Here is a 12,591-nt window from a genome sequence, read left to right on the forward strand (position 1 = left end):
CTTGGGATGTCCTGATGGTCATTCACACAGCCCGAAAAGGGCGCGCTGTTCGAGGTGGCTTTTAAGTGTCTTGGGGCCGAAAACTCCCGGAAGGGGACCACAGAACGCGGTTAGACAAAGGAAAGACGCATGTTTGCGGTCCTCAAGACTGGCGGCAAGCAGTACAAGGTTCAGGCGGGTGATATCCTCCGCGTTGAAAAGCTGGCTGCCGACGCAGGTGAAAAAGTTCAATTCAACGATGTTCTGATGCTGGGCGGTGACGCTCCGGTTGTTGGCGCACCTTTCGTTGAAGGCGCAGGCGTACAGGCCGAAGTGATCGAACAGATCAAAGGTGACAAGGTCATCAAGTTCGTCAAGCGCCGTCGTAAGCACAGCTCGAAGCGTACCGTTGGCCACCGTCAGAAGCTGACTCTGGTCAAGATCACCGACATCCTGTCGTCGGGCGCTGACAAGTCGGGCATCAAGGCTGCAACCGGTTCGGCTCCGGCTGGCGAAGCGGCACCTGCTGCTAAGCCTGCCAAGAAAGCTGCAGCCAAAGCAGAGGCACCCGCCGCTGCTGCCGCTGACGATCTGACCAAGCTGAACGGTGTCGGCCCTGCCGCTGCCAAAAAGCTGGTTGAAGCCGGTATCGAGAGCTTTGCCGCTCTGGCCGCCTTGTCGGACGAGCAGATTGCTGCTATCGAAACGGTCAAAGTGAAACCCGAATGGGTTGAGCAGGCCAAAGAGCTGGCCAAAGGCTAAGGAGAGAGAGAATGGCACATAAAAAAGCTGGCGGTTCCTCCCGTAACGGTCGCGACTCAGCGGGTCGCCGCCTTGGCGTCAAACTGTATGGTGGCCAGGCCGCCATTTCAGGCAACATCATCGTGCGTCAGCGCGGCACCAAGTTTTGGCCGGGCGAAGGCGTAGGCATGGGCAAAGATCACACCATCTTTGCAACTGTGGATGGCGCCGTGAAGTTCCACAAGGGACTGAAAAACCGCACCTTTATTTCGGTCCTGCCAGTGGCGGAGGCCGCAGAGTAAGCCGAAACCCAGAAGGTTTAAGAAAATTTCATGGGGGACCGGCACAAAGTGCCGGTCCCCTTTCTCGTTTTCAGGAGTGGTCTCATGACCGAAGTGATTAAAACAGAGCGTCTTGTCCTGCGTCGGTTCCGGCGTGAGGATTCGTCGCGTCTGGTCACGCTTCTGAATGACCTCGATGTGGCGCGCTGGGTAACCAGCATTCCGTTTCCTTTTAGCATTGAAGATGCGGAGAACTTTGTCACCAATTTGGCGTCACAAGTTTACGACGCGTTTGCGATTGAAAAAGACGGCAAACTGATCGGAACTGTATCTGCAGGTGACGAACTCGGGTATTGGTTAGGACAGTCCTATTGGGGGCAAGGTTTTGCCACCGAAAGCGCAGGCGCCGTTGTTCACCGTCACTTCAAAGGCGACAGCAATAGCCTGAAGGCTTCTTACCATCTTGGCAATGAACGCTCGCGTTTGGTGCTGTCCAAGCTTGGCTTTGTTCCAACTTCGCGGTCTGAAACCGTTGTGCGTTCGACCGGCGAAGCTGTGGCTCTGCAGTGGATGGAACTGCATAGGAACACATGGGAAGCGCGGACATGACGGTCGCCACCACCAGTTTCCTGATCTTCGCCGCCAGTCAGATCGGCACACCGGGACCCGCCAATATGGTCCTGCTGGGCACCGGTGCGCGCTATGGCTTTCGGGCCGCGCTGCCATTCGTGGGTGGGGTGATCCTGGGTAAGCAGCTGATCATCTGGCCCGTTGGATTTGGTCTGTTGCAGCTTGCGGATCTGGCACCCGCGGTGTTTACGGTGCTTAAATACGCGTCAGCGGCCTATATTTTTTGGCTGGCGTGGAAGATCGCCAACACGCGCTTGTCGCGACAACAGGCTGAAGGGAACGCCCCCGGCTTTCTGGCCGGACTGATTGTTCATCCGCTCAACCCCAAGGCCTGGGCCATGATCATTGCCGGGTTCACCGGGTTCGTGGCTGCAGGCACCACCAGTTTCGAAGCGACGTTTACGATTGCTCTGTGTTTGTTGTTTTGCCAGGTGATCCTTCATCCGATCTGGACTTTTGCGGGCGATAGAATTGCCCATGCGGTTGAAGGACGACCCGTTGAAAAATATCTGATGTGGACGTTGGCAGGCCTTACGGTTGCGTCCGTACTTTTCGTGTTGTTCGGAGGAGGAACACACTCATGAAACTTGAAACAATAATAAATCAGCCGGTCATAGAAACCGAGCGGTTCGATCTGCGCCCTCTGCGCCGGTCGGATATGGGGCTGATCGAGCACTATGCCGGCGATGAGCGTGTGGCACGCATGACGACGAGTATTGCTCATCCTTTGGCCCCCGGCTCGACCGAGGCCTTTGTGACGCGCTCAATGGCCGAGGACCGGGACGAGGACGTCTGGGTCATGGATGCCACCAAGGACGGCGGTCCGGAACTGATTGGTCTGATCACGCTGAAGCGGCTGGATCGGAACCAGTCCGAAGTCGGCTATTGGGTGGCGCCGATCTACTGGAACACTGGCATTGCGTCGATGGCTGTCGAAGCACTGGTAAATGCCAACCCGCTGAAAAACGCGACGATGTTTGCCAGCGTGTTTCAAGACAATCCGGCATCGGCCCGGGTCCTGACTCATTGTGGGTTCCAGTATCTTGGCGATGCAGAAAGCTATTCGGTGGCGCGTGATGCGAATGTGCCCACCTGGACATACAGTAAAAAACTCTGACTTGTGGCCGATGGGGCCTTTGCAGTAGGGGACAGACCATGAAATTTCTCGATCTTGCAAAGGTCTACATCCGGTCCGGGGCCGGCGGTAGCGGCTGCGTCAGCTTCCGACGCGAAAAATACATCGAATACGGCGGCCCTGATGGCGGGGACGGCGGTAAGGGCGGTTCTGTCTGGGCCGAGGTCGTGGACGGGCTGAACACCCTGATCGACTTCCGGTATCAGCAGCATTTCTTTGCCAAGAACGGCCAGCCGGGCAGGGGGCAGCAACGTACCGGCAAGGATGGCGATGACATTGTCCTGCGTGTACCTGTCGGCACCGAGATCCTGGATGAGGATGAAGAAACCGTCATCTGCGATCTGACCGAGGTGGGACAGCGCGTTCTACTGGCGAAAGGGGGCAATGGCGGTTTCGGCAATCTGCACTTCAAATCGGCCACCAACCAGGCCCCCCGGCGTGCAAATCCGGGGCAGGCGGGCATTGACCGCACGATCTGGCTGCGTCTGAAGCTGATCGCCGATGTGGGCCTGCTGGGCATGCCGAATGCAGGCAAATCGACCTTTCTTGCAGCCACGTCAAACGCGCGGCCCAAGATCGCGGATTATCCGTTTACCACGCTGCACCCAAATCTGGGTGTCGTGGGGGTCGACAACGTGGAATTCGTAGTGGCTGACATCCCCGGCCTGATCGAAGGCGCGCATGAAGGACGCGGGATAGGCGACCGCTTTCTTGGTCATGTTGAGCGCTGCGCCGTGCTGCTGCATCTTGTCGATGGTACCTCGGAAACGGTTGCCGATGATTACCGCACAATTATCCACGAGCTGGAGGCCTATGGTGGCGAACTGGCCCAGAAACCCCGGATCACCGTCCTGAACAAGGTCGATGCACTGGATGACGAAGAACGTGATTTGGCCAAAGCCGAGCTTGAAGAGGCCGTTGGCGGCCCTGTGATGATGATGTCCGGTGTTGCACATCAAGGTGTAACCGAGGTTTTGCGTGCGTTGCGCGGCCAGATCGATGACAATCGTGTTCGTCAGAAATCCGCTGAGGAGACGCAGCCTTGGCAACCCTGACTTCAGCGCGCCGTTTGGTTGTCAAAATCGGGTCGGCTTTGCTTGTTGATCGCGAAACCGGCCTGTTGCGCAAGGAATGGTTGTTTTCGTTGGCGCAGGATGTCGCATGGCTCAAGGGGCAGGGGATAGATGTAATCCTCGTCTCGTCCGGGTCGATTGCACTGGGCCGCGGCGTTTTGGGGCTGTCCATGGCGACATTGCCTTTGGAAAAGTCGCAAGCTGCCGCTGCCGTCGGGCAAATTCGTCTGGCGCGCGCATATGAAGAGGCGTTGACGCCTCATGGGATCACCACGGCGCAGGTTTTGGTGACATTGGAGGACAGCGAGGATCGCCGCCGCTATCTGAATTCACGCGCGACTTTGGAAACTCTGCTGGGTTTGGGTGTCGTGCCGATCGTCAACGAAAACGATACCGTGGCAACGGATGAGATCCGGTATGGCGACAATGATCGTCTGGCCGCGCAAATCGCGGTGACCGTGGGGGCGGACCAGTTGATCCTGCTGTCGGATGTCGATGGTTTCTATTCGGGCAACCCCAACGAGGACGCCTCGGCCACGCGTTTCGAAACAATCGACAAGATCACGCCCGAGATCGAAGCCATGGCGGGCGATGCGGGCTCTGGCTTGTCAAAGGGCGGAATGAAGACAAAGCTGCTGGCTGCCAAGATGGCCACCGCGGGCGGATGTGCGATGGCGATCACGGAAGGGTCGGTTCTGAACCCTCTAAAAACGCTGGAAAATGGCGCAAACTGTACGTGGTTTACAGCAACGCTGGATCCGCACGCTGCGCGCAAGCGTTGGATTTCAGCCATGAAACCGCGTGGCGAAATCACCATCGATGAAGGGGCTGCCAACGCGCTGGCAAATGGCAAAAGCCTGTTGCCCGCGGGCATTGTTGAAGTGACCGGCGATTTCGGGCGCGGCGACCCTGTCGCGATTCTTGACCCCAAAGCCCGCCGGCTGGCGCAGGGGATAAGCCGTTACACCGCGCAGGAGGCTGACGCGATCAAGGGGCGCAAGTCGTCCGAGATCGAGGCGACCCTTGGATATCCCGGCCGTGCAGCCTTGATTCACCGGGATGATCTGGCCCTGTAAATACCGAAAAGACGACCTGAAAGGCACGCGACATGAAAGATTTCGACAGCATTCCCGCTCTGATGGCTGATCTTGGGAAACGTGCCAAAGCGGCATCGCGCGATCTGGCTTTTGCGAGCCCAGAACGCAAACATGCCGCCCTGATTGCAGCGGCCGACGCGGTTTGGGCCAATCGGGCGCAGATCATCGAAGCCAACCGGAAGGATCTGGAGTTCGGCCGAGAAAAAGGTCTGAGCCCGGCGATGATGGATCGGCTGATGCTGGATGAGGCGCGTGTTCAGGGCATGGTCGATGGTCTGCGCGCGGTGGCTGAACAGACCGATCCGGTGGGCGAAGTGCTGGCCGAATGGGACCGCCCGACCGGATTGAAAATCCAACGCGTACGCACCCCGTTGGGTGTGATCGGCGTGATCTATGAAAGCCGCCCCAATGTCACGGCCGACGCAGGTGCGCTGTGTCTGAAATCCGGAAATGCCGTCATTCTGCGCGGCGGCTCCGAGAGCTTTCATTCTTCGACTGCTATTCATGCCTGCCTGGTCGAGGGGCTGAAGGCCGCCGATCTGCCGGAAGATGCGATTCAACTGGTGCCGACGCGTGACCGTGCGGCGGTTCAGGAATTGCTGATCATGACCGACTATGTCGACGTCATCGTTCCGCGCGGCGGCAAGGGGTTGGTCGGGCTGGTCCAGCGTGAGGCCCGTGTGCCTGTTTTTGCCCATCTTGAAGGCATCGTGCACATCTATGTCGACAAGGCCGCTGATCCGCAGAAAACGCTGGACGTGGTGTTGAACGCCAAGACGCGCCGTACCGGGATTTGCGGCGCTGCCGAATGCCTGCTGATCCATCAGGACATCGCCGAAACGCTGGGGCGTGACGTGATCGCCGCGCTGCTGAAAGCAGGGGTCGAGGTACACGCCGAAGGCGCACTTGCGGTCGAGGGTACAATTCCCGCGACGGCGGAGGATTGGGGAAAAGAGTTTCTGGACAGCGTGATCGCGGCCAAGCCCGTCGTCGATATCGACGCCGCCATCGCGCATATCCAACATTACGGGTCGAACCATACCGACTGTATCATGACCGAGGATGACAGGGCCGCGGCCCGTTTCTTTGAGCGCTTGGATAGCGCGATTCTGATGCACAACGCTTCGACTCAGTTCGCCGATGGTGGTGAATTCGGGATGGGCGCCGAGATCGGTATCGCCACGGGCAAAATGCATGCCCGCGGCCCGGTGGGGGCCGCCCAGTTGACCAGTTTCAAATATCTGGTGCGCGGGAACGGAACGATTCGGGATTAAAAACGCAGCACAAGGCAAGTCGCAGCGGTTTCCACGGAAACGCGCCGACCCATCGCGTTTGCCGTTTCCGGCAGCAGAGCGAACTGGACCTGTGCGGGGGTAATCTTGTTGGGAAACCGGCCGGTTGCAACGTGTTTCCATAAGGTATTGTCTACGTTCAACTTGTCGGCAGTTCCGGTCACTGTCCAATTGGCGCCTTGGTTCTCGATCTCAACCTCTCCGCCCATCGGCATGGCACTTTCGCAGCACATGAGCGCAAGGAACGCCAGCTTGATTTGGTTGCGCGGCATGGGCTCGGTCATAAACCAGTTTACCCGCACCCGTCCGGTGCGTTCGATGTCCTTGAGCAGTTCGGCCACTTCGGCGCGGCCCAGCGGCTGTTCTCCTGCTGATCCGAAGGCAACCCGAAAAAACCGGATACGCGCGCCCGCACTGCCGACGCTGCCCGAGATCAACTCCATCTCGGGGCCCTGGACAGCACCAACCATGTCCAACAGCTCCAGCCCGTTGGTGATCGCCCCGATCGGGCTGATCAGATCGTGGCAGATCCGTGAGCCGATCAATTCAGCCAGGTTGACGTTCGTGTTGCCCATGCATACCTCCTGCGGTATCTGCCGCAGGAACCGGAAGCCCCAAATGACAGACATGAATGCTATTCTTGCACCGGGCATGTTTGTTCGCCACCCGGATTTCCCCGAATGGGGTGTCGGACAGGTTCAGTCCAACATCGCAGGCAAGATCACCGTAAACTTTCGCGAGCAGGGGAAAGTGGTAATCGACGGAACACGCATCGCCCTGATGCCGGTCTTTGATCCGTGAAACTGGTTTAAGAAGAGTTAACGGAAAAGACCAGATTCCCACTTGTTGCCTTCCCCCGAAGAACTGAGGTATCAGCCGCGTTGATAAAACAGGATTGATTAGTCTGACATGCCGGACGCTGGCCCCTCGTTCACGATCAAACTGGCGGAAACCCAGGACGAACTGCGCGCAGCGCAGCGGTTGCGTTATGACGTATTTGTGCGCGAACTCGGCGGAGGAGGGGCGCTGGTCGATCATGTGGCCGGGCTGGAACGGGACCGGTTTGATCCCTATTTCGATCACATGCTGGCCCGTGATGATGCGACCGGAGAAGTTGTCGGCGTTTACAGGCTGTTACCGGGGGATCGCGCCGCTGAGTTGGGGCAGTTTTATTCCGAAGACGAATACGATCTGAGCATTCTCAAGCAAAGTGGCCGCAAGTTGCTGGAACTGGGCCGGTCGTGCCTGCACAGGGACTACCGGGGCGGTACGGCCATGTATCATCTCTGGAATGGTCTCTCTCGCTATGTGGCCGAACGCCAGATCGAAGTTCTGTTCGGCGTCGCCAGCTTTCACGGCACGGATGTTCAGGAACTGGCCCAGCCGCTGTCGATGCTGCATCACAATCATCTGGCGCCGCCAGACCTACGGGTGCGCGCCCAGCCGAGCGTGTTTCAGACCATGGATATTGTCGCACCGGACGCGCTGGATCGTCGCCGTGCCATGGTGCAGGTTCCAGCCCTGATCAAAGCCTATCTGAGGCTTGGCGGGTTTGTGGGTGAGGGGGCGTTCATCGATCATTCCTTCAACACCACCGATGTGTGCCTGATCCTGGATACGAGCCGTATGAACGAGCGGCAGAAGCGCATCTATGGCGGAGCTTGATCCGGTGAATGATCCGCTTTGGAACAGTGAGGATGCGCCGGATCCGATCGAACTGGGTTTTGTCGGCTGGATTCTGGTGATCCTGAGGGGCTTGCCCTTGGCCATCCTTGTGTTCGGTGGGCTGATAGTTCTATTGGCCATTCGACTGATCGAGTTGCCACTTTGTGGTGTTCGTCGTCCCGTCACACCGTTCATCAGCCAGTTCGTGTGCCGAAACGCGTTCCGAATCCTAGGAATCGGATTTCGTTGCTCGGGCGCGTTGATGAAGGAACACGGTGCCGTTGTCGCCAATCACACATCCTGGCTGGATATCTTTGCCCTGAACGCCCGCAAAAGGGTCTACTTCGTGTCCAAGGCAGAAGTAGCGAACTGGCCGGGTATCGGATGGTTGGCACGTGCCACCGGGACCGTATTCATCGAGAGGGATCGCAAAAAGGCCCGCGAGCAGACGGCGATCTTCGAAGAACGCCTGAAGGCCGGACATAAGCTGTTGTTTTTCCCCGAGGGCACCTCGACCGACGGATTGCGTGTTTTGCCATTTAAAACAACGCTTTTTGCCGCTTTCTTCGCAGACGAGCTGCGGGATTTTATGTATGTTCAACCGGTCTCGGTGGTGTTTCACGCGCCGAAAGGTCAGCCTGACCGGTTCTATGGCTGGTGGGGTGATATGGATTTCGCACCCCATCTGCTCAAGACATTGGGCGCGCGCAGGCAGGGGTCCGTTGAACTGTTCTATCACGCACCCGCCCGGGTCAGGGATTTCGCCAACCGTAAGGAACTGGCGGCCCATTGCGAGGCAGCAGTGCGCCACGCGCATGCATTGGCGCGGCTTGAAAAATAAGGGTTTGACCCTTGCGCTGCCTTCAAACCTGCCGTATACGCGCGCCATTCAAACCCGCAGGCGGGGTTTGGGCCTTGTAGGGGAGACATCCCTATCTGGCCCGCCGGTTGGAGCATTCGCTTCTTTCACCCCCGCCGAGGCGTAAACCGGAAAAGGAAAACATAGCATGGCTCTTCCCGAGTTCACCATGCGTCAGCTGCTGGAAGCTGGCGTACACTTCGGTCACCAGACACAGCGTTGGAATCCCCGCATGGGCCCGTTCATCTACGGCTCGCGCAATGGCATCCACATCATGGACCTGACCCAGACCGTTCCGATGCTGGACCAGGCGCTGCAGGCCGTTCGTGACACCGTTGCCAAAGGCGGCCGCGTTCTGTTCGTTGGCACCAAGCGTCAGGCTGCTGGCCCGATCGCGGAAGCGGCTGAAAAGTCGGCTCAGTACTACATGAACCACCGCTGGCTGGGCGGCACGCTGACCAACTGGAAAACCGTTTCCCAGTCGATCAACCGTCTGAACCAGATCGACGAAGCGATGGAATCGGGCGCCGAAGGCCTGACCAAGAAAGAGCGTCTGGGCATGGAGCGTGACCAGGCCAAGCTGCAGGCTTCGCTGGGCGGTATCCGCGAGATGGGCGGCGTTCCTGACCTGCTGTTCGTTATCGACGTCAAGAAAGAAGCACTGGCCATCGCCGAAGCCAACAAGCTGGGTATCCCGGTTGTGGCTGTGGTTGACACCAACTGCTCGCCCGACGGCGTTGACTACATCATCCCCGGCAACGATGACGCAGCCCGCGCCATCGCGCTGTACTGTGATCTGGCCGCACGTGCCGCTCTGGACGGCATGACCGCTCAGATGGGTGCGGCAGGCGTTGACCTTGGCGCATTCGAAGAAGCACCGGTTGAAGAAGTCGTTGCAGAAGAAGCGCCCGCCGAAGCAGAAGCCGCACCGGAAGCCAAAGCCGAAGCGTAAGCTGCCCGTCACGTAAATGACATATGGGGCAGGGTATGACCTGCCCCAATTCCGTTTGAATTGAGGAGAGCCTAAAGATGGCAATCACAGCAGCAATGGTTAAAGAACTGCGCGACTCGACCGGCGCAGGCATGATGGACGCAAAAAAAGCGCTGACCGAAACCGGCGGCAACATGGACGAAGCCGTTGACTGGCTGCGCACCAAAGGTCTGGCCAAAGCGGCCAAGAAATCGGGCCGTACCGCAGCAGAAGGTCTGGTTGCAGTCCACGTCAACGGTGGCAACGGTGTTGCTGTCGAAGTGAACTCGGAAACCGACTTCGTTGCGAAAAACGCCGAGTTCCAGGAAATGGTTGGCAAGATCGCATTTGCCGCAGAAGGCGTTGCAGATGTTGACGCGCTGCTGGCTGCTGATCTGGGTGGCAAATCCGTTGCCGACACCCTGACCGACAAGATCGCCACCATCGGCGAGAACATGTCGGTACGCCGCATGGCCAAACTGTCGGGCGACACTGTTGTGTCCTACGTCCACAACGCAGCCACCAACGGCATGGGCAAAATCGGCGTTCTGGTTGCCCTGACCGGTGGCGACGAAGCGATCGGCAAGCAGGTTGCAATGCACATCGCCGCTGTGAACCCGGCGGCCCTGTCCGAAGCAGACATGGACCCGGCAATTGTCGAAAAAGAAAAGCAGGTCCAGATGGACATCGCCCGCGAATCCGGCAAGCCGGAGCAAGTGATCGAAAAGATGATCGAAGGCCGTATGAAGAAGTTCGTCGCGGAATCGACTCTGCTGAACCAGCAGTTTGTCGTGAACCCTGACCTGACCGTCGAAGCAGCGGCCAAGGAAGCCGGCGCAACCATCACCGGCTTCATCCGTCTGGAAGTTGGCGAAGGTATCGTGGTTGAAAAAGAAGATTTCGCTGCTGAAGTCGCCAAAGCCGCGCAAGGCTAAAACGTTACAGGGAAAGTACCGGCAACGGCCTTTCCCAACAAATCTAAAGGGTTACGCACTGCGTAACCCTTTTTTTCTGCCACCGGCAAAAAGCATACTTCCATAAGTAGAGAAGGATTGGAGGGCCCCGCATGATGGGGATGGTCGAGGCCCCCCAAAATTCCGACACCGGTACGCGGACAAATAAGCGCCCCCTTGTCAGAGTGATCGGAGAGCTTTGTTATTGCAAAGATCCAATCCAATGTTCCCTGGCTAAAGCCACCACTCACGGAACACTCTCACTTTGCAACTTTTACGATTAGTTTGAAAAGTAGTGATTTCCTTACCTAGGGTAAACTGACGCGGGATAGCGTCAAAATATTGCGGTTATGCTTCCATAATGAACATCTGGTTGTGCAGTGACGCCTTGAGAACCGCTTGTGCCGTCGTTTCGACCGAAAGCGCCTCACGCGCGAGTCGCAGGTGCTTCTCTACCGTTGCAGATGTCAGTCCCATCAACAGCGCGATATCCTGAGTGGTTTTCCCGTCACCAACCCACTGCAAAGCTTCGCGTTGGCGTTTGGTAAGTGCCCGGTTCGGCGGAAGAAACGGCAATGTCAGGATTTTCAGGTGGGCGACATTGTTCATAAGCAGAATGTCGTCGCCGTGCTCTTCCCAGACCGCATCCACATCTTCCTGGCTCAGCCCATCATTGGCCGACAGGGAAATCGCCCCCTTCGAGCGCATGGAAACCGAGTTGAAGCTTACGGTATAGCCGGAAACCACGCCCATGGATTTGTTGAACTCGAAAACTTCGCGCTCCTTCGCGGTCATCGTTCCGCCCGAGCTCATGTCCTGCAACATTTTCCAGCTGGCGGCGCCTTCGTTGTCCAAGGCCCACTTCAACATCGGAGCGTGAAAATACAGACCATCCTTGATGAACCCGTCCACATAAGCCCGTTTGTGGTTCGTCAGGATTACGAAATCTTCCGGGTCACCCAAGGACGTGGCCGTCCGGAATTGCGTGTACCCATAGATCAGGCGGGTAAATCCGAACTCGGCCATTTGGCGGCAATGTGCGTCCCACAGGTCTTCCAGGGTTTTGGCGTAGCTGACAAAGCGAAGATATTCCTTGAGCTTCATGTCGCGCTGCCCGCCTTCAGATGGGCCGCGAGCGCGTCCAGCGCGAGGATATAGCTGTGGGCACCGAAGCCACAGATCTGACCCAGTGCGACGGGGGCTATGTAGGACCTGTGCCGAAAGGCTTCCCGGGCATGAATGTTGGAAAGATGCACTTCGACAACCGGCAGTTCCACCGATGCAATCGCATCCATGAGGGCAATCGACGTATGCGTGAACGCGCCTGCGTTCAGTATCAGCCCGCTTTGTACACCGCGGGCCGCGTGAATGGCGTCAAGCAGCACACCTTCGTGATTGGATTGCAGGTGGGTGACGTCCAGCCCAATGGAGGCGCCATGCTGAACGCAACGGTCCTCGATCATATGTAGTGTCGTGCTGCCGTAAACCTCGGGCTGCCGTGTGCCAAGCAGATTGAGGTTTGGGCCATTCAATACCAAAACGTTATGCATGTTTTCACGATCCCCATACTTGGTTCATAGACGCGAAAAGGCCGGGTTGTCTACCTGACTTTGGTGGATTGAATACAGACAGTTGCCCTGAAAACAGACCTTGAGATGGAAGAGTAAACCAAGTTCAGTCCTTCGACATGACGACGCCGCGCGTCCGTTTGGACTTGGGCCGCACATCTACATCCGCTTTTCGTTAGCGGGAAAACAGGTTTTCGGGCGCATTGTCGTCGGTTTCAGTATCCGAACATTGAAACTACCCAGGCTTATCGGCCGGCCCTTTGCGACGCTGAGTAATCCTTGCAAACCGTGTCTGATGCGATTGAAGATTGTCATGTGGAATTTTGGTGCAACCCGGTTTCGCGCCAA

Annotated in this window: 16 protein-coding genes; 13 read left to right on the top strand and 3 right to left on the bottom strand. The window is 57.6% G+C overall.

Annotation, left to right across the window (positions count from 1 at the left end):
* Nucleotides 1-129 precede the first annotated feature (129 nt).
* From ACR0I0_RS03245 to ACR0I0_RS03280, 8 genes are all read left to right on the top strand, one after another.
* A complete protein-coding gene (locus ACR0I0_RS03245) occupies nucleotides 130-741 on the top strand; it encodes a 50S ribosomal protein L21 (protein WP_171632514.1) in 612 nt (203 codons plus the stop codon).
* An 11-nt stretch (nucleotides 742-752) separates the two neighbouring features.
* Nucleotides 753-1,022, top strand: coding sequence for a 50S ribosomal protein L27 (rpmA, locus tag ACR0I0_RS03250; RefSeq protein WP_058271644.1), 270 nt, complete (start codon nucleotides 753-755; stop codon nucleotides 1,020-1,022).
* An 84-nt stretch (nucleotides 1,023-1,106) separates the two neighbouring features.
* Entirely contained in the window at nucleotides 1,107-1,610 is a 504-nt protein-coding gene (locus ACR0I0_RS03255) for a GNAT family N-acetyltransferase (RefSeq protein WP_480490163.1), read from the top strand.
* Entirely contained in the window at nucleotides 1,607-2,215 is a 609-nt protein-coding gene (locus tag ACR0I0_RS03260) for a LysE family translocator (protein WP_480490165.1), read from the top strand. Before ACR0I0_RS03255 ends, ACR0I0_RS03260 begins: the two co-directional genes overlap by 4 nt.
* Entirely contained in the window at nucleotides 2,212-2,748 is a 537-nt protein-coding gene (locus tag ACR0I0_RS03265; RefSeq protein WP_152457964.1) for a GNAT family N-acetyltransferase, read from the top strand. Before ACR0I0_RS03260 ends, ACR0I0_RS03265 begins: the two co-directional genes overlap by 4 nt.
* Nucleotides 2,749-2,786: 38 nt before the next feature.
* Nucleotides 2,787-3,821 (top strand): GTPase ObgE, encoded by a 1,035-nt coding sequence (gene obgE / locus ACR0I0_RS03270; protein ID WP_171723290.1) that lies wholly within the window; start codon nucleotides 2,787-2,789, stop codon nucleotides 3,819-3,821.
* Entirely contained in the window at nucleotides 3,809-4,915 is a 1,107-nt protein-coding gene (proB, locus tag ACR0I0_RS03275) for a glutamate 5-kinase (protein ID WP_171632507.1), read from the top strand. The genes obgE and proB overlap by 13 nt, the downstream gene beginning before the upstream one ends.
* A 32-nt stretch (nucleotides 4,916-4,947) precedes the next feature.
* On the top strand, nucleotides 4,948-6,210 hold the full coding sequence (locus ACR0I0_RS03280; RefSeq protein WP_480490167.1) for a glutamate-5-semialdehyde dehydrogenase: 1,263 nt from the start codon (nucleotides 4,948-4,950) through the stop codon (nucleotides 6,208-6,210).
* On the opposite strand, the gene ACR0I0_RS03285 is transcribed toward ACR0I0_RS03280, so the two are convergent.
* Entirely contained in the window at nucleotides 6,207-6,803 is a 597-nt protein-coding gene (locus tag ACR0I0_RS03285; protein WP_480490169.1) for a histidine phosphotransferase family protein, read from the bottom strand. The two genes, ACR0I0_RS03280 and ACR0I0_RS03285, sit on opposite strands and share 4 nt — an antisense overlap.
* Nucleotides 6,804-6,846: 43 nt before the next feature.
* Between ACR0I0_RS03285 and ACR0I0_RS03290 the strand changes: the two genes are divergently transcribed.
* The 5 genes from ACR0I0_RS03290 (at nucleotide 6,847) to tsf (ending at nucleotide 10,657) form a co-directional block, all read left to right on the top strand.
* Nucleotides 6,847-7,029: a DUF3553 domain-containing protein gene (locus ACR0I0_RS03290; protein ID WP_050602459.1), complete on the top strand. Its 183-nt coding sequence runs from the start codon at nucleotides 6,847-6,849 to the stop codon at nucleotides 7,027-7,029.
* A gap of 108 nt (nucleotides 7,030-7,137) precedes the next feature.
* Nucleotides 7,138-7,893: an L-ornithine N(alpha)-acyltransferase gene (olsB, locus tag ACR0I0_RS03295; protein WP_171632503.1), complete on the top strand. Its 756-nt coding sequence runs from the start codon at nucleotides 7,138-7,140 to the stop codon at nucleotides 7,891-7,893.
* On the top strand, nucleotides 7,880-8,734 hold the full coding sequence (gene olsA / locus ACR0I0_RS03300) for a lyso-ornithine lipid O-acyltransferase (protein ID WP_480490170.1): 855 nt from the start codon (nucleotides 7,880-7,882) through the stop codon (nucleotides 8,732-8,734). Before olsB ends, olsA begins: the two co-directional genes overlap by 14 nt.
* A gap of 166 nt (nucleotides 8,735-8,900) precedes the next feature.
* Nucleotides 8,901-9,704 carry a 30S ribosomal protein S2 gene (rpsB, locus tag ACR0I0_RS03305; RefSeq protein ID WP_171723284.1) on the top strand — a complete coding sequence of 268 codons (804 nt, stop codon included), beginning with the start codon at nucleotides 8,901-8,903 and terminating at the stop codon, nucleotides 9,702-9,704.
* Nucleotides 9,705-9,781: 77 nt separating this feature from the next.
* Nucleotides 9,782-10,657 (top strand): translation elongation factor Ts, encoded by an 876-nt coding sequence (gene tsf, locus ACR0I0_RS03310; protein ID WP_171723283.1) that lies wholly within the window; start codon nucleotides 9,782-9,784, stop codon nucleotides 10,655-10,657.
* A 366-nt stretch (nucleotides 10,658-11,023) separates the two neighbouring features.
* Here tsf and ACR0I0_RS03315 read toward each other — a convergent pair whose 3' ends face one another.
* A complete protein-coding gene (locus tag ACR0I0_RS03315) occupies nucleotides 11,024-11,779 on the bottom strand; it encodes an autoinducer binding domain-containing protein (RefSeq protein ID WP_171632496.1) in 756 nt (251 codons plus the stop codon).
* Complete coding sequence (aroQ, locus tag ACR0I0_RS03320) at nucleotides 11,776-12,225, bottom strand: type II 3-dehydroquinate dehydratase (RefSeq protein WP_171632493.1); 450 nt, start codon at nucleotides 12,223-12,225, stop codon at nucleotides 11,776-11,778. Before aroQ ends, ACR0I0_RS03315 begins: the two co-directional genes overlap by 4 nt.
* Between the last annotated feature and the right edge of the window lie 366 nt (nucleotides 12,226-12,591).

Source organism: Ruegeria sp. AG6 (assembly GCF_056541565.1).

Bases quoted from the DNA above. Each gene is read 5' to 3' on its own strand.
- ACR0I0_RS03245 (WP_171632514.1), top strand. From the start codon at position 130: ATGTTTGCGGTCCTCAAGACTGGCGGCAAGCAGTACAAGGTTCAGGCG.
- rpmA (WP_058271644.1), top strand. From the start codon at position 753: ATGGCACATAAAAAAGCTGGCGGTTCCTCCCGTAACGGTCGCGACTCA.
- ACR0I0_RS03255 (WP_480490163.1), top strand. From the start codon at position 1,107: ATGACCGAAGTGATTAAAACAGAGCGTCTTGTCCTGCGTCGGTTCCGG.
- ACR0I0_RS03260 (WP_480490165.1), top strand. From the start codon at position 1,607: ATGACGGTCGCCACCACCAGTTTCCTGATCTTCGCCGCCAGTCAGATC.
- ACR0I0_RS03265 (WP_152457964.1), top strand. From the start codon at position 2,212: ATGAAACTTGAAACAATAATAAATCAGCCGGTCATAGAAACCGAGCGG.
- obgE (WP_171723290.1), top strand. From the start codon at position 2,787: ATGAAATTTCTCGATCTTGCAAAGGTCTACATCCGGTCCGGGGCCGGC.
- ACR0I0_RS03280 (WP_480490167.1), top strand. From the start codon at position 4,948: ATGAAAGATTTCGACAGCATTCCCGCTCTGATGGCTGATCTTGGGAAA.
- ACR0I0_RS03285 (WP_480490169.1), bottom strand. From the start codon at position 6,803: ATGGGCAACACGAACGTCAACCTGGCTGAATTGATCGGCTCACGGATC.
- ACR0I0_RS03290 (WP_050602459.1), top strand. From the start codon at position 6,847: ATGACAGACATGAATGCTATTCTTGCACCGGGCATGTTTGTTCGCCAC.
- olsB (WP_171632503.1), top strand. From the start codon at position 7,138: ATGCCGGACGCTGGCCCCTCGTTCACGATCAAACTGGCGGAAACCCAG.
- olsA (WP_480490170.1), top strand. From the start codon at position 7,880: ATGGCGGAGCTTGATCCGGTGAATGATCCGCTTTGGAACAGTGAGGAT.
- rpsB (WP_171723284.1), top strand. From the start codon at position 8,901: ATGGCTCTTCCCGAGTTCACCATGCGTCAGCTGCTGGAAGCTGGCGTA.
- tsf (WP_171723283.1), top strand. From the start codon at position 9,782: ATGGCAATCACAGCAGCAATGGTTAAAGAACTGCGCGACTCGACCGGC.
- ACR0I0_RS03315 (WP_171632496.1), bottom strand. From the start codon at position 11,779: ATGAAGCTCAAGGAATATCTTCGCTTTGTCAGCTACGCCAAAACCCTG.
- aroQ (WP_171632493.1), bottom strand. From the start codon at position 12,225: ATGCATAACGTTTTGGTATTGAATGGCCCAAACCTCAATCTGCTTGGC.